The 17810-nt window shown below is 37.6% G+C and carries 14 protein-coding genes; 6 read left to right on the top strand and 8 right to left on the bottom strand.

Translation table 11 applies throughout. The features are described from left to right. The first annotated feature begins 19 nt into the window (after positions 1–19). The 3 genes from DVR12_RS26750 to DVR12_RS26740 are packed head-to-tail and all read left to right on the top strand — an operon-like array spanning position 20 to position 5971. Positions 20–3613: a SusC/RagA family TonB-linked outer membrane protein gene (locus DVR12_RS26750; protein WP_116978888.1), complete on the top strand. Its 3594-nt coding sequence runs from the start codon at positions 20–22 to the stop codon at positions 3611–3613. Between the two features lie 19 nt (positions 3614–3632). Further along, complete coding sequence (locus DVR12_RS26745) at positions 3633–5096, top strand: RagB/SusD family nutrient uptake outer membrane protein (RefSeq protein ID WP_116978887.1); 1464 nt, start codon at positions 3633–3635, stop codon at positions 5094–5096. Between the two features lie 20 nt (positions 5097–5116). Further along, positions 5117–5971, top strand: a complete 855-nt coding sequence (locus DVR12_RS26740) for a hypothetical protein (RefSeq protein WP_116978886.1) — start codon at positions 5117–5119, stop codon at positions 5969–5971. Positions 5972–6129: 158 nt separating this feature from the next. On the opposite strand, the gene DVR12_RS26735 is transcribed toward DVR12_RS26740, so the two are convergent. The 8 genes from DVR12_RS26735 to DVR12_RS26705 all read right to left on the bottom strand — a co-directional run bounded on the left by DVR12_RS26735 (position 6130) and on the right by DVR12_RS26705 (position 13410). Continuing rightward, positions 6130–6645, bottom strand: coding sequence for a hypothetical protein (locus DVR12_RS26735; RefSeq protein ID WP_116978885.1), 516 nt, complete (start codon positions 6643–6645; stop codon positions 6130–6132). 152 nt (positions 6646–6797) lie between these two features. After that, entirely contained in the window at positions 6798–7328 is a 531-nt protein-coding gene (locus tag DVR12_RS26730) for a hypothetical protein (protein ID WP_116978884.1), read from the bottom strand. A gap of 244 nt (positions 7329–7572) precedes the next feature. Then, complete coding sequence (locus tag DVR12_RS27690; protein WP_158563385.1) at positions 7573–7746, bottom strand: hypothetical protein; 174 nt, start codon at positions 7744–7746, stop codon at positions 7573–7575. A 241-nt stretch (positions 7747–7987) separates the two neighbouring features. Next, complete coding sequence (locus tag DVR12_RS26725; RefSeq protein WP_116978883.1) at positions 7988–8455, bottom strand: hypothetical protein; 468 nt, start codon at positions 8453–8455, stop codon at positions 7988–7990. Positions 8456–9230: 775 nt separating this feature from the next. Beyond that, entirely contained in the window at positions 9231–9701 is a 471-nt protein-coding gene (locus tag DVR12_RS26720; RefSeq protein WP_116978882.1) for a hypothetical protein, read from the bottom strand. A gap of 1030 nt (positions 9702–10731) precedes the next feature. Next, positions 10732–11139 carry a hypothetical protein gene (locus DVR12_RS26715; protein WP_116978881.1) on the bottom strand — a complete coding sequence of 136 codons (408 nt, stop codon included), beginning with the start codon at positions 11137–11139 and terminating at the stop codon, positions 10732–10734. A gap of 405 nt (positions 11140–11544) precedes the next feature. After that, positions 11545–12528: a hypothetical protein gene (locus DVR12_RS26710; RefSeq protein WP_116978880.1), complete on the bottom strand. Its 984-nt coding sequence runs from the start codon at positions 12526–12528 to the stop codon at positions 11545–11547. Positions 12529–12633: 105 nt separating this feature from the next. Beyond that, positions 12634–13410 carry a DeoR/GlpR family DNA-binding transcription regulator gene (locus tag DVR12_RS26705; RefSeq protein WP_317126782.1) on the bottom strand — a complete coding sequence of 259 codons (777 nt, stop codon included), beginning with the start codon at positions 13408–13410 and terminating at the stop codon, positions 12634–12636. Between the two features lie 394 nt (positions 13411–13804). On the opposite strand from DVR12_RS26705, the gene DVR12_RS26700 reads away from it, so the two are divergent. The 3 genes from DVR12_RS26700 to DVR12_RS26690 all read left to right on the top strand — a co-directional run bounded on the left by DVR12_RS26700 (position 13805) and on the right by DVR12_RS26690 (position 17728). Beyond that, complete coding sequence (locus DVR12_RS26700; RefSeq protein WP_116978878.1) at positions 13805–15403, top strand: glycerol-3-phosphate dehydrogenase/oxidase; 1599 nt, start codon at positions 13805–13807, stop codon at positions 15401–15403. Positions 15404–15475: 72 nt separating this feature from the next. Further along, positions 15476–16969, top strand: a complete 1494-nt coding sequence (gene glpK, locus DVR12_RS26695; protein WP_233522471.1) for a glycerol kinase GlpK — start codon at positions 15476–15478, stop codon at positions 16967–16969. A gap of 21 nt (positions 16970–16990) precedes the next feature. Then, positions 16991–17728: an MIP/aquaporin family protein gene (locus tag DVR12_RS26690; protein WP_116978876.1), complete on the top strand. Its 738-nt coding sequence runs from the start codon at positions 16991–16993 to the stop codon at positions 17726–17728. The last annotated feature ends 82 nt before the right edge of the window (positions 17729–17810 follow it).

Raw genomic sequence — 17810 nt, 5'->3', positions numbered from 1 at the left:
AGTATTAAATAATCAACCAATGAAACGAAAATTAATTCCGCCCTGCAAAGGGGCCTGGCACTCCTATGCCTTTTTTTTATTGCTCGTATTCGGGTTATTAATGGCAGCCGGACCAATTTATGCTCAGAAAATTGTGCTTGATACAAAAGTTTCCTATAAAGCAAATAAGAAGCCTTTGTTATTTGCACTGAAGGATATCAGGGTCATTACTAAAGTAAGGTTTACCTACAACGAAGATCTGATCAGACGCCAGCCACCTGTTACTATAGATGTTAAAGATGAAACCTTAGAACAGGTTTTAAAGAAGATACTAGGTTCAGAGCTTGAATTTGCGGAAAACTTCGGAGGCATAATGATTATGCCAAAATATAATCCGGAAACTCCTGTAAACGTCAATAAGCTTGGGTATATAATCAACGGACGAGTAGTAAATTCCGATGGTGAACCAATACCGGGAGTTGGTGTGCAGGCGCAAACTTCCAGGCAAGGTACGATGACAGGAAGTGACGGATTATTCTCTCTTTTGGTTGAAGAAGGGGAGACTATGAAGTTTTCGCAGATAGGAATGAAATCTGTTTTTATAAAACCCTCACAATCTGAATCATTTTTGAAGGTAACCATGGAGGCTGCTCCTATGCAGGTTCAGGAAGTTTTGGTGAATGGCTATCAGAGAATTGAACCCAGATTAGCAACAGGCGCTTATTTTAAGATCAATGCGGCTGAAATCATGCAACCGGGCGTACCAACAGTAGATAAAATGCTGCAAGGTAAAGTTCCCGGGTTGATGATCATTAATAATTCAGGTAGTGTAAATGCTGCACCAACCATGAGATTGAGAGGTACCAGCACATTTATGGGAAATGCTGCTCCACTATGGGTAGTAGATGGTATGATAAAACAGGAGCCGGTAAATATAAATGCAGCAAACCTAAGTGGTTTTCTCGGAGGTAATTATTCCCTGATGGGAAATGCAATTTCCGGAGTAAATCCTTATGATATTGAAAGTATTACAGTGCTACGCGATGCAGCTGCCACATCTATTTATGGTGTGCGTGCCGCCAACGGAGTTATTGTGATCACCACCAAAAGAGGTAAACCGGGCCCGGTTGAGGTTACTTATAATACTTCTGTTACTACCAAACGTGCTCCAAGATATAGTGATTATAACCTGATGAACTCTGCTGAAAGAATTCAGTTTTCAAAAGATATGGTGGCTGATGGTGTTCCTATTGGCCAGACTAATGCATTAAAAATACCAGGTTCTTATGAATATTTGCTTGGTCAACTTTATGCAAAGCAAATAACTGAAGAAGATTTTAATCGTCAGGCTGAAGTCTTATCATCCAGGAATACGGATTGGTTTAAACTATTATTTCGAAATGCTTTGAGCACCTCTCAGAATCTTTCTTTTAGCGGAGGAAATGGAACTACTAATTATTATATAAGCCTTGGATACCTTAAAGACCTGGGTACAGCTAAACTTGATGAGAATCAGAGATATACTTTCAGTGGCAAGGTAGGTACCATGTTTGGTAAACGCCTAAGGGTAGATGTTAATTTCGGAGGCAACCTTTCTAAAAAACTTGGATATGCAGATCAGATCGAAAATGCTTTTAACTATGCATACAGAACCAGCAGAACGCTTGATCCATATCAATCTTATCCAAAGGCATACAGCGTCTTTCCTGCTGTAACCGAGCCACTCAGGTTTAACTATCTTAAAGACCTGGATAATAACTACCTGGAAAATAATGGCCATTCTATTTCTACCAGTGTACAAGCTTCATATAATATAGGTAAGGGATGGAGATTGGATCATCAGACAAGTTTTTCAGTTGATGCATTCAATTCCTATAGTTATGCTACCGATCAAAGCTATTATATAACAGGAATCAGGGGCTGGAACCTCGGAGAAATTTATCCGGAGAGTTTAAAAAAGCAGACTTCTATTCCGAACGGGGGATTGGGTGCAGTAAATTATGCAAATAGTTTGTTTCTTCAAAACGTTACTACCCTGGCGTATACAAGATCTCTAAGACAGAGTAAAGATCAGGTATATTTCAACCTTGGTCTTGAAACCAATGCGAGAACAACAAAAGGAGCACAGGAACAAAAATCCGGATTTTACCCGGATAGAGGAATGCAATTCTTTCCTACTGAAATGGGTAATTTCGTTTATGGAAAAACCGGGCTTACAGATTTGAAAGAAAATGCCCTCGGAGTTTATTTTGCAACCGGCTATAACATTAATAATTTATACACCATTAGTGCAAACGTCCGCTCAGATGCCTCTAATCGTTTCGGACAGTATTCTAACCAGAAATTCTCCCCTAACTATGGTTTTGGTTTCAGTTGGCTAGCCAAGAACGAAGCCTGGCTGCGCGACAGTAAATTAATAAGTGATTTGCGTTTAAATGCTTCATATGGTATTCAGGGAAATGTAATTTCATCAGTTGGACCTGAACTGATTGCTACATATGCAAGTGGTAGTAATCCATTGATCAATATTTATGACAGACCAAATGTTCAGTTAAAAAGTTTACCATATCCAGATCTCAGATGGGAAAAAACTCATCAGTATAACGCAGGTTTATTTGTTGGTTTTATTGATGGAAGGATTAATGCAGATTTCAACTTATATAAGAAACTGGGTAAAGACCTGGTAGTGACGCACGATGTTGCCTATGAAAATGGTGTTACCAATACATTTTTGAATATTGGAAGAATGAATAATACCGGAGCTGAATTGAGAATTGGTGTAGTGCCGGTAAAAACACGGGATATCAGATTGGCTATTAACTTCACAAATAGCTGGAATAAAAATATGATCGTAGATACAACCATGCGAAATGCAAGGGGTAACTACCTGGCTGGTAATGCGAATGTTGGCGGAAAATCTATCGGATCGTTCTATTCCTATCCATACACCGGATTGGATAAGGAGGGCTTGCCAACTGTAAAAGATGGGGTTTATGATATGCAGGAAAGTTCAAAAGAATTGCTCCCTATTACCTCATATTTAGTGTATTCCGGACAAAAGCTGCCTAAGTTGCAGGGAGGTTTCTCCCTTGATTTCTCTTATAAGAGTTTTGCAGTTAGCGCGATGTTTGTCTATCATTTTGGAAATCATATCAGGCTAAATTATTTGTACTCCAATAATGGACTATTTGGAACTTATATGCCAATCAGTGAAGTGAATGTGAACAAAGACATGGCTAACAGATGGAGAAAACCAGGAGATGAGCAGTTTACAGATATCCCTGCACTTAAAACCTTTAGAGGTGGAACTGCACCTTATGTTTATCTGCCGGTGTTAGACCAGAATGGAGTTAGGGAACGTATCGATGTATATAGTATTTACGATTATGCCGATAGTAGGGTAGTAAGCGGTAGTTTTCTGAAATGTACAAATATTTCTGCCAGCTACACCGTACCAAGCGCAATGATTCAGAGGTTAAAATTAAAATCGCTGAACCTGGGTTTATCTGTAGCCAATCCCCTTACGATAGCATCACGTAAACTTAAAGGACAAGACCCCGAAATAGACGGAGCCGGATCTGCTGCATTGCCAATTACTCCAATGTATACAGGTAGTGTGAATTTAACTTTCTAAAGTCTTAAAGTCAGAAAACATGAAAAGAAATATATTGCTGTTGATAGTTATTACTACTTTCTTCTGCTCCTGTAAGAAATTTCTGGAAGAACAATCAAAAACAGAAATTATCCCTAAAAGAACTTCAGATTTTGGAGATCTGCTAGCCGGACAGGGATATCTCTCGACAGATAATTATATGTTTATAGAGACGATGTTGTTGAGTGATGATATTCAGTATTTTAGTAGTACAACATATCCACCAACTCCTACTGCGCTGGCAGATTACCCGGTTTTCCAATGGCAGGCAGATTTTATTACACTTTGCCAGCAATCAGGGAGCTTGTCTATAGACCGTTTCAATACCTGGAAAACGGCTTACAAATGTATATTAGGTTCAAATATTGCGCTGCAATATTTGGATGGGTCTATAGGATCTCAATCAGAAAAAGACTGGTATAAGGGGCAGGCATATGCATTAAGAGCTTTTAATCACTTTATACTGGTAAATACTTACGGTAATCCGTATAACGATTCTACAACTACTCCCGATAAATCTTTAGGCGTACCAATAAGACTGGATGCAAATGTGACCGAAAAACCAATGGCGCGTAATACTGTGAAGGAAGTATACAACCAGATAACTCAGGATCTCGACAGTGCAATTACTTTGCTGGAAAGAGAGCGTCGCAATTTTTCTCCGAGAATTATAGACCGTTCCAGTGCTCATCTGCTGGCCAGCCGGGTATACCTTTATATGGAAGATTGGACTAAGGTTGTGGAAAATGCTTCTAAAGTGATAGAAGTGCATCCCGATATCCTCGATCTTAATAGTAATACTAATTCTATTATTTCAACAAGTAATATTGAGTGTTTATTCTGGTACGGGGATTCAAAGAATTATTTTGATAACATCAATAGAGTTGTATCCTTATCTGATGATCTGAACAGAAGTTTTGAAGACGACGATCTTAGGGTAGCAGGGTTTTATTGTGATCGTACTCCTGATTTTCTTAAGTTTCTTTTCCCATCCGATTTAATGGACAATAAATGGCAGGTCGATAACTCAAATGGTCTGACATGGAGAACTTCAGAAGCATATTTAAACAGGGCAGAAGCAAATATTCAGTTGTATCGTATAACGGGTGATGTTTCCAAAGCACAAGCGGCCCTCGATGATCTGAATAAATTAAGGGTAAACCGATACCTGACAGGTACATACAAACCATGGACACTTGTAAGCGGCGACAAGCTGCTTCAACAATGCAGAGATGAAAGACGCAGGGAGTTTACAATGGAAGAAGGTCATCGTTGGTTCGATTTGCGCAGATATGGTATGCCAGAGATCAAGCATATCTATACTCCGGCTCCGGGTGAAAATCAGATTTTTACCTTAAAGAAACACGATCCTCAATATACCTTGCCAATTCCGCCAGATGCGTTACAACGGAATCCCGGACTTGTACAAAACAAACAGATTACAACGCTGAGAAAGCCCGATTGATCACTTTAAATCATTAATTCATGGCTAAATACTTTAAAAAATATATTTTTCTCTTTGGAGCTTTCCTGTTAGTTGCTGCCTGTAAAAAGAATGAAAAAGTAGAAGCACTTAAATTCGGGAATCTATTTGAATTACCACAGGGGAACCAACCTTACGACGATTCTATAGTAGCGTTTTATAAACAGTATGCTACATACGCCGTATATAAATTCACGAATGGCGATTTTGTAGGCGGATATACCTTAAGATTAACAGATACTGCTGCCTTGGGTGATCCAAAGTATGTAGGCAAAGCATTTTCATTCTTTAAGAAGAATTGCCTGGGTTATTATCCCGATTCCGTAATAAAGAAAACTATACCAATATCGATCCTGCTTTCGTCAGGAATATCAAAGCTGGATAAAGTAGGAAACTGGATACCAGTTGATGGCGAATCCAGATCTACTCAACGAATGCTGGCAATTGGATTTGCTAATCAAAGCATGGATACTGCATCTGCTGCCACCCTCAAAAAGTATATCGGTAGTATGCACAGATATTATTTCTATAGTTTATACCTGAATAATAAGTTACAAATTCCTACTGCCTTTAGGGCAATGTATCCTACACTTATATTCTCATACGATCTGGATAATCTTCATTCATTAGGTCTGTTGGAAGCTTCTCCAACAACTGAGGATGTAAGTCTTGATTTTGCTTGTTTTGTGGAACTTATTACAGCCAATACAACTGCTGAACTGGAAGCTGGTATTCTGAAATCTAATGTAGATACATCAGGTAAGATCAGGAAAAAAATAAAAATGGTAGCAGATTTTGTTAAAGCTACCTATAATATAGATCTGATTGCAATCGGGAATAGTCAACCTGTCTTTTAGGGAACGATTTACCCTAAATCACAAGTTTGTTGTCTTCTATGTGCAGTAAGAAATTTTGTAAGTGCAATAAACCATTATGAAAACAGCTATTCACGATTAACCCTAAACAGAAAGGGGCCAGGTTTGTCCTGGCCCCTTATATTATTAAGTACTTTATTCTACCAGGTTGCCTTGTTTAATAAATCTACAATTACTTTAGCCTCCTGTCTGTGCTTAGATTCTGCAAAGATGTATTGCTTACCATTTTTTAGAATAACATAATAATTATATCTTATCATAAATCCCTTTGAAGCGTTATTAGATTCAAATCTAAAACCGGCAATCTCAGAAATGGGGAATACAATATCTTTATATAGAAAAAATAATAGGAATCTAAAAGGATTTTTACTCTTTAATGTCGATTGCTTATTGATAAAATCTATTTCAAAAGTCTTAGCAGCTTCAAACAAAGTCGTATAAGCGTAAATTAAAACGAGAGCATAAATCAGACCCAGAATAATATTTTCTATTATCATCAAAATTCCCGGGGTTATCAGCGTTAGTAACACAATTTTTTCAATACTAAATGCCTTGGAATTGATGATTAATCTCTCATTATCTAATTTGACTTTAGGAGATGAAACCTTCCCATATTCAATAAATTTCGCAATCTTCCTCAGGTATATTCTTTTCATAATGCGGTTGTATCATGGTTTCACATGAATTCGTTGGCTTCCATTTTTAGTCAAAATTATTTTTTTTATGGATGATCTGAAATTTAATTTTAGAGGTTACAATTTTTGTTAAGAATTACAAATCCACCATAGATATTGCTGGATTTGTAATTTTAAAAAGATAATTTTTGCCAAATAGCATTATTCAAATATTTCACAATTTCTCTTGCATGGTCTTCTGATTTAATATCTGAAAATAGATATTCAGTTCCATCTTTGAGGAAGACATAAAAACGATATCTTCTCATATCACTACTGTGACGACTAGATCTGTAACTAAAGCTGGCAATATCAGAAATTGGAAATGTAATTTCCTTTCTCATGAAAAAAAAGAGTACCCTAAATGGATTTTTTCGGTGAAGAACACAATGTTTACTATCAAAATCTATAACGAAATTATTAGCTACTTCTAAATCATACCATAATCCATAGAATCCAAATCCAAATAAAATAAGACCTACTAGCAGGATATATTTTATCATTAAAGCAATGCTAAGTCCAATTCCAAAGAGCATCCAGAAGCTATTGGAATTTAATCCAGAGGTTGTAAATTGTACTTTCCTGCCGTCAAATTGAATCTCAGGGAAAGAGATACTTTCTTTAGTAATGAACTCTTTTAGTTGGTCTAATGGTTCTCTTCGCATATCTTGTTATATATATTATTCAAAAGTACTAAGCCGGCTGACTTAGCACTTTTGAATAATATAATTTTATCTAATTGCATTATTCAAATATTTCGAATCTCTCTTGCCTGCGCTTCTGAATCAATATCTGAAAATAAATATTTGTTTCCATTCTTGAGAAAGACATAAAAACGATATCTTTTCATACCAATTTTATGATCTGTAGACCGGTAGCTAAAGTTGGCAATATCAGAGGTTGAAAATGCTATTCTTTATTCAGGTTGAAGAGTAGCATTCTCAATGGATTTCTCCTTTCGAGTGTTGACTGATTATTCTCGATGTCTATTTCAAAAATATTAGCTATCTCCAGATATTCCCACATTACATAAATCATAAAGGTCAATAAAAGAAAACCTATAATGAAATTGTAGTTAATCATCAAAACAATGCTTATAGCAGCAAGAAATAATAAGATAATACTATAAAAATTAATGCCGGAGCTGTTGAAACTTAATTTCTGGTTTTCCAGTCGGATTAAAGGGTAAAAGTGTACTTCCTTTGCTGTATAATCAATGAGCTTATCTATATAATCTTGTTTTATATTGATTAAGAAAGTGTTACCAGACAGCTTTCAAATTTTTAGAAAACTATTTTGCTAAGAAAATTTGTTCTTCTACTGCCTAATGTTTCAACCCCCAACTTTGTAAAATACTGTCGGATTGTATTTTGGTAAGATTTACTATGGAAGTTGCATTTGTTTCATTGTAATATTTGTATCCCCATTTACTCGTTTCGTATTTAAACTCAATTGTTAATAATTCGACCTGTCCATTAACGATATGTTTGTATGTATCTCCTTCATAGATAATTTTACCCGAATTTATGTTTATCATTTTATCATCTCTAAAGCTTCCACTATCTTGTCTGTTCGGAGGATACCAAATCTTCGATGTTTTATATTTATCCTTTGTTGTCCATGTTGCCGGTAAGGTATCGATACCTAAACGTTTTCTTTCGGCATTAAAAGCAACACCATATTTCTTTCCTGGAGGAAATACTAAATTGAATATTCGTTCCTTAGAAAAAATGAAAATTACTACCAAGATTAGGTATAGTGGATATTTAAGGTTTTCCCAAATCTGCTTCAATATAAAAAATTACGATTTTAGATAATTTGGTGGCTTGTACTTTTTTTATAGATAACTATTACCAAAAAGCACTATTAGGATATTTCACAATTTCTCTTGCCTTCTCATCTGATTTGATATCACAAAAATAGATATTCAATTCCATTTTTGAGGAAGACATCAAAACAATATCTTCTCATATTTCAACGGTGATCACTAGCTCTATAGCTAAAGCTATCAAAATTAGAAACTGGAAATACATTACTCTCAAAAATACTAAGCCTCTATGAATTTTGTGGGTGAATATTTTTGAGAATAAGATAGATTATTTATCCGCATGTATCATTCATATCTTCCACAATCTCTTTTGTCTTGGACGCAAGTATAAAAATTGATACCTGAATACTTAAAGCTTAATTCCCGCTTCTCTAATCGGATTAAATGGTAAAATGTCACTTCATTATGTAACATAATCTCTTGGTTTATTCTGATGTTCTTTTTTCAAATCGGGTGAAAATTAATGAATCGTTCACCATTTCATCTGGTCTTATTTTACTAAATAAAACCTTCCTGGATTTGAGCCCGTTAATCATTTCATTAGCTTCATAAAGAGTCTAAATATTTGCGGGCTTCTTCATATTTTTCCTCCTTGTATGTGAAATCAAACATTGAAAATCCAGGCTTGTCATTAATGAAAGGGAGGATTTTGTAAGTATAATAATTCATAATGAAAACAGATATCCACGATTGGTTCTTGAAAGGGGCCTTGCATACCCAGGCCCTTTCCAATGTGTTATTAATCTTTCAACCCCCAAATTTTCAAAATACTGTCGGATTGTGTTTTGGTAACGTTAATATTGGAGGGTGAAATATTTTCATTGTAATACATATATTCCCAATTATTAACAGTGTCAAATTTACATTGAACTGATAACAATTCAGCCTTTCTATCTATAATACGTTTATAGGTATCTCCTTCATAAATAATTTCACCAGATTGTATTATTACCATTTTAGAATTTCTAAAGCTTCCACTGTCTTGTCTGTTCGGAGGATACCAAATCTTCGATGTTTTATATTTATCCTTTGTTGTCCATGTTGCCGGTAAGGTATCGATACCTAAACGTTTTCTTTCGGCATTAAAAGCAACACCATATTTCTTTCCTGGAGGAAATACTAAATTGAATATTCGTTCCTTAGAAAAAATGAAAATTACTACCAAGATTAGGTATAGTGGATATTTAAGGTTTTCCCAAATCTGCTTCAATATAAAAAATTACGATTTTAGATAATTTGGTGGCTTGTACTTTTTTTATAGATAACTATTACCAAAAAGCACTATTAGGATATTTCACAATTTCTCTTGCCTTCTCATCTGATTTGATATCACAAAAATAGATATTCAATTCCATTTTTGAGGAAGACATCAAAACAATATCTTCTCATATTTCAACGGTGATCACTAGCTCTATAGCTAAAGCTATCAAAATTAGAAACTGGAAATACATTACTCTCAAAAATACTAAGCCTCTATGAATTTTGTGGGTGAATATTTTTGAGAATAAGATAGATTATTTATCCGCATGTATCATTCATATCTTCCACAATCTCTTTTGTCTTGGACGCAAGTATAAAAATTGATACCTGAATACTTAAAGCTTAATTCCCGCTTCTCTAATCGGATTAAATGGTAAAATGTCACTTCATTATGTAACATAATCTCTTGGTTTATTCTGATGTTCTTTTTTCAAATCGGGTGAAAATTAATGAATCGTTCACCATTTCATCTGGTCTTATTTTACTAAATAAAACCTTCCTGGATTTGAGCCCGTTAATCATTTCATTAGCTTCATAAAGAGTCTAAATATTTGCGGGCTTCTTCATATTTTTCCTCCTTGTATGTGAAATCAAACATTGAAAATCCAGGCTTGTCATTAATGAAAGGGAGGATTTTGTAAGTATAATAATTCATAATGAAAACAGATATCCACGATTGGTTCTTGAAAGGGGCCTTGCATACCCAGGCCCTTTCCAATGTGTTATTAATCTTTCAACCCCCAAATTTTCAAAATACTGTCGGATTGTGTTTTGGTAACGTTAATATTGGAGGTGAAATATTTTCATTGTAATACATATATTCCCAATTATTAACAGTGTCAATTTATATTCAACCTTTCATTACTCTTTTGCATTTGTAGTTATTTACTAATTACTTGATCCGCATATATGCAAATTGCTATTCAAAATTAATACTAAGCAGAAAAAAGCCAAGTGGTGTTGGGCTCCAAGTTTATTTATTACAATTTATTGTTTGATATTAAAAGTTTATGTTCCCAATAATTTAAATCGGAATCTTTAAGTTTTTTTTGCCATTGCTCTTGATCGGAACGGATAAAGACAATAGCACTCTTTTTATTTAACTCATATAGTAATAAATTTGCAGCCCAGTCGGTATTCGGATTATTTAGTGCTGTAATCCAAGCCTCAGGAGTCATCCTCGCAATGAGAATAGAGTCTCCTTTCTGTTTGTCTACACGCACAAGAAACGAAGGCCCTATCCATGTTCCATTTTTAAACTTTGAACCAATCCATTTGATTTCATAGGATATGTTTTTATTATCAATGTGATCAAAAATATTAATTTCCTGACCATCAGCCACTATATTTAATACAAGCAAATACAATAATAAAATTCCTCTAAACATTTGTCAATTTTTTAGTGATATATTATTTTATTATCATCTATAAGTGGACCTTCTTCTTTTGTTTTTCATAATCTTGTTTATATTGATCAGAGGCATTCTTTCCATCTTCAGTTACAGTAGTATTAAGACTTGTATTAACTATCCTCATTAAAGCACTTTTATTTGAATTATTATTATGGTAATAATCCAAAAGCATATCTAGTCCTTCATCATTTGTTTTTATACGTAATTCCGAGGCGACAAGAATTTGATAACTACTTAAGACAGGAAAATTTGTATTGCATAGGTTTCCATTTCCTCAAATAGGTAACTGCACAATGCGGGTTAAAAAAATTTAAAGAATATAGGTAAAAAAAAACGTCTGTTCTGAAACATTTCAGAACAGACGTAAATATATTTAATTAATTATGGTTTAACAAATAGCATGGTAGCTTCGCCATTTTTTACCTCTTTCACTGCACCTGTTCCTAAATTCACAAACTTACAGGTAAATATCATTTTCACTTTCAGGTAGTAGATACCTGTTAAATTCAGTGGTTCGGCACTCAGTACTTTAAAGGATGTATTACTTTGAGCGGTTGCTGATGTCCAGATTGTATTGTCAACATCACTCATTGTAATTATTACTCCGGTAGTAGCAGCAGCACTTTCCGCTATAGGATGATTAGTGGTGGTAAAGAAACTCTTAAACTGATCAGTGGAGGCAGTTTGAGCATTTGGCATTAATCCGATATCCACCATGAAGACTTTTGTTTTATCGCCAAAAGGATTCGCTGTATTGTAGATGGCGGATGAAAATACTCCTACGGTAGTAGAGTTGGAACTAGCCCCGCAGGTATATCCTGAAGTGTTAGTCGCTAACTGCTCATAGGTTTTGCCATCAATAATAAATTTGAAGTGGAAGTCGTCAGCGATGTTAGTGGGGGCGCTGTCTTCAACCGTAAAATTAACACTGCAGTTACCGTTGGAAGCAGTCATCGCAACGGTAGTTACCTGAGGTTTAACCGGAGTTCCGGTAGCTGGGAGTTTAATTGATTGAAGGCCAGTGGCAGTAAATGTTCCTTGTCCGGAAAAGCTAACTCCATTGGCAACAGGGGTAGTCATACTCCAGGGGCCAGTTTTGGTAACGTAAACGGTTACAAGTAAGAAGTTAGTTTCAGTTACTGCTTTCCCTTCAGTAAAAATCCCTTCGACAGTAGCATTGGAACAGGCACCATTCACTGCTACAAACTCGTACTTCGAGTCGGCAGGCTGATTGGGAGTGGTGGTAGTACCATTTGGACCAGGATTTAAACTTAAAGGATAATCACTAACAATCTCTTTTGCACAGGACGATAAAAGGAATACGAAAATGATTTGCAAGGATAAGGCCAGGACATTTTTTTTCATAGTGTCAGGGAGTTAATAGACTGCAAGATACTCAGCTTATCCCATTTTATTATAAAATATTTGTATTGGTCCTGTTTTCAGGTAGATATCAAATTCGTAATGTTATCAAGATTGGACAATGGTAACTTTTACGCCCATATCTTCCAATTGTTTTACAATATGAGAGGGGATTCCGCTGTCGGTTATTATTTCATCCACATCTTCCAATCCGCATATTCTGCCAAATCCACGTTTCCCAAATTTGGAGGAATCGGCCAGTACAATAGTTTTTTGAACTGTGTTGATCATTTTTTGGTTCAGATGGGCTTCCAGTATATTCGTGGTAGTTAATCCAAATTCCAGATCTATTCCATCAACTCCCAGAAATAGTTTACTACAGCTAAAGTCTTCTAAAATCTTTTCGGCATACGGGCCGGTTACAGAAGTAGAACTATTGCGTAGTTGACCACCTAACTGTATTACTTCAATGTCGGAATGTCTTAATAACTCCATAGCCACATTAAGCGCCCCGGTTATAACGGTGAGGTTACCACGGGGTTGAATATGTTTGGCCAGAAAATGTACGGTAGTACCCGAAGCAATGATGATGGCATCGTTAGGATCAATTAATGCGGCACCTGCAAGGCCAATAGCAGATTTGTCTTCCTTTCGGATATTGGCTTTTTCATTGACAGGTTTATCATTGGTATAAGGATTATGAATGGTTGCTCCTCCATGGGATCTGAATAACAAGGCCTTATCTTCCAGCAATTTCAAATCCTTTCGAATTGTTACTCCGGAAACATCTAAATCTTTACACAGCTCCAGCACATTCACATATCCCTTCTCATGTAGTTTATCTAAAATATACTTATGACGTTCAGCAATATTGATCATAGACATAACGTAAAATTAACTTATAAAAACCTCATCAGGTATTTTTTTTCCTGGTATTTACGATTCGAAACTTTTGGCTTACAAATATTGCCATTTAGTTTCATTTTGCTTGATGAAAGCTAGAATTTAGTAATTAATTAACGCCTAAAACAATGAACATACGATTCATAAAGAAAGTAAATGAAACCGTATTCTGATTGCATTGAATTTTTTTAATGTATTTAAATAATTTATAATCAATAAATTAAATTTTTTGTTGAAATTTTTGTTGCCTATCATCCAAATTTTTTTTGGCTTTTCGTTTTATTTTCTAATTTGGTTTCGAATTGTTTCTTTTTATTATTATTTGTAATAATCAGCCAAGCAACCGAAATCAAAAAAAAGTACATCGCTCAATAAAATGAAGAGAATCGAATCGATACAGCAGATCAGGCAGTCAGTTTCGAAAAGCTGGGACATGATTATCATCGGCGGTGGCGCCACCGGTTTAGGTATCGCCATGGACGCAGCCAAAAGAGGTTTTAAAACTATCCTGTTAGAACAAGCCGATTTTGCTAAAGGCACTTCCAGCAGAAGTACTAAATTGGTACACGGAGGAGTAAGATACCTGGCACAAGGCGACATTGCCCTGGTTAGAGAAGCCCTCTACGAAAGAGGTTTATTATTAGCCAATGCCCCGCACCTGGCACATAATCAACAATTCGTTATTCCACAATACAATTGGTTCGATGGCCCTTTTTATACAATCGGACTCAAAATCTATGACCTGCTCTCCGGTAAACTTAGCCTGGGAAAATCTATGCATATCAGCAAAGCAGAAGTAATTAAACGATTCCCTAATATTCAAAGCAAAGGCCTCAAAGGTGGAATTGTGTATCACGATGGCCAGTTCGACGATGCCAGATTAGCTATCAATATTGCTCAAACTGCCGCAGAAAATGGCGCAGTTCTGATCAATTATTGTAAGGTGAAAGCCCTGGAAAAAGATAATGGTAAAGTAAATGGCGTATGGGCCGAAGACCTGGAAACCGGTGAACTTTACAAACTTAGAGGTAAAACAGTTATCAATGCCACCGGCGTATTCGTAGATGAGGTCTTACAAATGGATAACCCTACCGCTCCTAACATGGTTAGGCCCAGTCAGGGTGTTCACCTCGTACTCGATGCTTCTTTCCTCGATAGTACCAGCGCTATCATGATCCCTAAAACATCTGACGGCCGCGTGCTATTCGCCGTTCCATGGCATAATAAAGTATTGCTCGGTACTACCGATACACCGTTGGATCAGCATAGCCTCGAACCTGTTGCGCTCGAAGAAGAAATTAACTTTATCCTGAATACTGCCGGCCAGTATCTAACGAAAGCGCCTCAACGTAGTGATGTGTTGAGCGTCTTTGCCGGACTAAGACCTCTGGCAGCTCCTCAAAAAAATACAGGTAGCACTAAAGAAATTTCCAGAAGTCATAAAATACTGATAGCCGATTCTGGCCTCATCACCATCACCGGTGGAAAATGGACTACCTTCCGCAGAATGGCTGAAGATGTTGTAAATACTGCTATTGAAACCGGTGGACTCATGTCTGTAAACTGTGCCACTAAAACATTGCGTATTCATGGCTACAGTCAGGGCAAACTGGCTCCCGTTCCATTAGATGTTTATGGTTGCGATGCCGCTGAAATTGAAGCATTTATGGTACGTAATCCGCAAATGAGTGAAAGACTGCATGCTGCATTACCTTATTTGAATGCACAGGTAATCTGGGCAGTTAAATATGAAATGGCTATTACTGTAGAAGATGTGCTGGCAAGAAGATTAAGGGCCTTATTCCTGGACGCTGCTGCTGCTATCGAAATGGCTCCTAAAGTGGCAGCCCTAATGGCTGCTGAAAATGGTAAAGATCTGACCTGGCAGGAACAACAGGTTCAATCTTTTACTGAAATGGCCAAACATTATCTGTTGAACAGTGAACACATGAAACAAGCTCCTATGACTGCTTGAGTGTAGCAATACCTATTTTTAAATTAATGCCAACTAAATAAGCTCATAGTAATATCCACGAAATAGAAAATCATGAACAAATACGTTATGGCGCTGGATCAGGGAACTACCAGTTCCCGTGCAATTATCTTTGATAAAGCAGGAACACTGGTTTCCGTGGCGCAAAAAGAATTTACTCAGATCTTCCCGCAACCAGGATGGGTAGAACATGACCCAACCGAAATCTGGAGTAGCCAGATCGGCGTAGCCACTGAGGCTTTAGCAAAAGCCGGATTGGAAGGAGGTAATGTTGCCGCCATCGGAATCACTAACCAGCGCGAAACTACCATTGTTTGGGATCGGGAAACCGGCAAACCTGTCTACAATGCTATTGTATGGCAAGACCGCCGTACTGCTTCTTTCTGCGATAGCCTGAAGGCTGCCGGTAATGAAACATTGGTCAGAGAAAAAACAGGTCTGGTAATCGACGCCTACTTCTCTGGTACAAAAATCAAATGGATCCTCGATAACGTGGAAGGCGCAAGAGAAAAGGCAAATCAGGGTAAACTTGCTTTCGGTACTGTAGATAGCTGGCTTACCTGGAACCTTACTCACGGGCAGGTACATGCAACCGATGTCACAAATGCTTCCCGTACCATGCTGTTTAATATTCATACCCAACAATGGGATGAAGAATTACTGAACCTCCTCGATATTCCTGCTTCTGTTCTTCCCGTTGTAAATGAATCGAGCGCCGTTTATGGCCATACTGCTCAAGGCGTATTTGCAGCTCAAATCCCTGTTGCTGGCGTAGCCGGTGATCAGCATGCTGCCCTTTTTGGCCAGATGTGTGTGGCTCCGGGAATGGTTAAGAATACCTATGGTACCGGATGTTTTATGTTGATGAACATCGGCAAACAACCAATTATCAGCAAGAATAATTTGCTGACAACCGTTGCTTGGAAAGTAAATGGGGAAATCAATTATGCATTGGAAGGCAGCATCTTTATTGCCGGTGCCGTTGTTCAATGGCTGAGAGATGGATTAGGTATTATCCGCTCTTCTTCTGAAGTTGAGGCATTGGCAGCCAGCGTACAACAAAATGATGGTGTATACCTGGTTCCTGCTTTTGCCGGGTTAGGTGCTCCACATTGGGATCAGCATGCCCGCGGTACGCTGGTGGGTATGACCAGAGGTACCAACTCCGGACATATTGCCCGCGCTGCTTTGGAAAGTATTGCTTATCAGACTATGGACGTTTTGAAAGCAATGGAAGCTGATGCAAATCTTGAAATTAAAGAACTCCGTGTAGACGGTGGCGCTACCGGAAATAACCTCCTGATGCAGTTCCAGGCAGATATCCTGCAAACTAAAGTAGTTCGTCCGGGAATCACTGAAACCACTGCTCTGGGCGCTGCCTATCTGGCTGGCCTGGCTGTTGGTTACTGGCAAAACCTGGAAGAAATACGCAGCCAGTGGAATATGGAGAAATGCTTTACTCCTGACGGCGATGCCGCTCAGCGTAAGCAATGGATTGAGGGCTGGAATAAAGCAATTGCTACAGCTAAAACCTGGGCTCAACTTTAATTCATTTTAAAATCAAGTCTAATGTCTCCTTTTCTCGCTGAATTTATTGGCACTGCAATTCTCATCCTGATTGGTAATGGGGTGGTAGCCAATGTAGTTTTAAATAAAACAAAGGGCAATAATAGCGGATGGATTGTTATTACCACTGCATGGGCTTTAGCTGTATTTGTAGGAGTTGTCATCTCCGGACAGTTTAGCGGCGCGCATCTGAATCCTGCTGTTACTATTGCTATGGCTGTTGCTCACAAATTTGCCTGGGCTGATGTACCAACCTACATTTTTGCACAATTATTAGGTGCAATGACCGGTACTTCCCTGGTATGGATTAACTATAAAGACCATTTCGATATCACAGAAGATGGCGGAGCGCAAAGAGCTGCTTTCTGCACGGAGCCGGCTATACGAAATATTGCCCGAAACTTCATCTGCGAAGTTACCGGCACTTTCGTACTGCTGTTCACCATTTTCTATTTTGCCGATCCTGCAATGGCCACTACGGAAGGTGGTAACCTCCCAATTGGTATGGGATCACTGGGGGCTATTCCTGTTGCTTTCCTGGTTTGGGCTATAGGCCTTGCTTTGGGTGGAACTACCGGTTATGCCATTAATCCGGCAAGAGATCTTGGGCCTCGCATCATGCACCAGTTATTGCCAATCAAGGGCAAGACCCACAGCGACTGGAGTTATGCCTGGGTTCCAGTGCTGGGGCCTGTATGTGGTGCTGTTTTGGCTGCTATACTGTATTTGGCTATTCATTAATAAGAAGCAGGAACCGGTTAGTAAAGGCCGGTTCCTAAACGGAAACCATGCTTATGTATCTATAACGGAAACTGATACTTAA

The organism is Chitinophaga silvatica (genome assembly GCF_003419895.1).
Lineage (GTDB): Bacteria > Bacteroidota > Bacteroidia > Chitinophagales > Chitinophagaceae > Chitinophaga > Chitinophaga silvatica.
This window is presented reverse-complemented; position numbering and strand designations above follow the sequence as displayed.

Bases quoted from the DNA above. Each gene is read 5' to 3' on its own strand.
- DVR12_RS26745 (WP_116978887.1), top strand. From the start codon at position 3,633: ATGAAAAGAAATATATTGCTGTTGATAGTTATTACTACTTTCTTCTGC.
- DVR12_RS26700 (WP_116978878.1), top strand. From the start codon at position 13,805: ATGAAGAGAATCGAATCGATACAGCAGATCAGGCAGTCAGTTTCGAAA.
- DVR12_RS26690 (WP_116978876.1), top strand. From the start codon at position 16,991: ATGTCTCCTTTTCTCGCTGAATTTATTGGCACTGCAATTCTCATCCTG.
- DVR12_RS26740 (WP_116978886.1), top strand. From the start codon at position 5,117: ATGGCTAAATACTTTAAAAAATATATTTTTCTCTTTGGAGCTTTCCTG.
- DVR12_RS27690 (WP_158563385.1), bottom strand. From the start codon at position 7,746: ATGATTAACTACAATTTCATTATAGGTTTTCTTTTATTGACCTTTATG.
- DVR12_RS26710 (WP_116978880.1), bottom strand. From the start codon at position 12,528: ATGAAAAAAAATGTCCTGGCCTTATCCTTGCAAATCATTTTCGTATTC.
- DVR12_RS26715 (WP_116978881.1), bottom strand. From the start codon at position 11,139: ATGTTTAGAGGAATTTTATTATTGTATTTGCTTGTATTAAATATAGTG.
- DVR12_RS26705 (WP_317126782.1), bottom strand. From the start codon at position 13,410: ATGTCTATGATCAATATTGCTGAACGTCATAAGTATATTTTAGATAAA.
- DVR12_RS26750 (WP_116978888.1), top strand. From the start codon at position 20: ATGAAACGAAAATTAATTCCGCCCTGCAAAGGGGCCTGGCACTCCTAT.
- DVR12_RS26730 (WP_116978884.1), bottom strand. From the start codon at position 7,328: ATGCGAAGAGAACCATTAGACCAACTAAAAGAGTTCATTACTAAAGAA.
- glpK (WP_233522471.1), top strand. From the start codon at position 15,476: ATGAACAAATACGTTATGGCGCTGGATCAGGGAACTACCAGTTCCCGT.
- DVR12_RS26735 (WP_116978885.1), bottom strand. From the start codon at position 6,645: ATGAAAAGAATATACCTGAGGAAGATTGCGAAATTTATTGAATATGGG.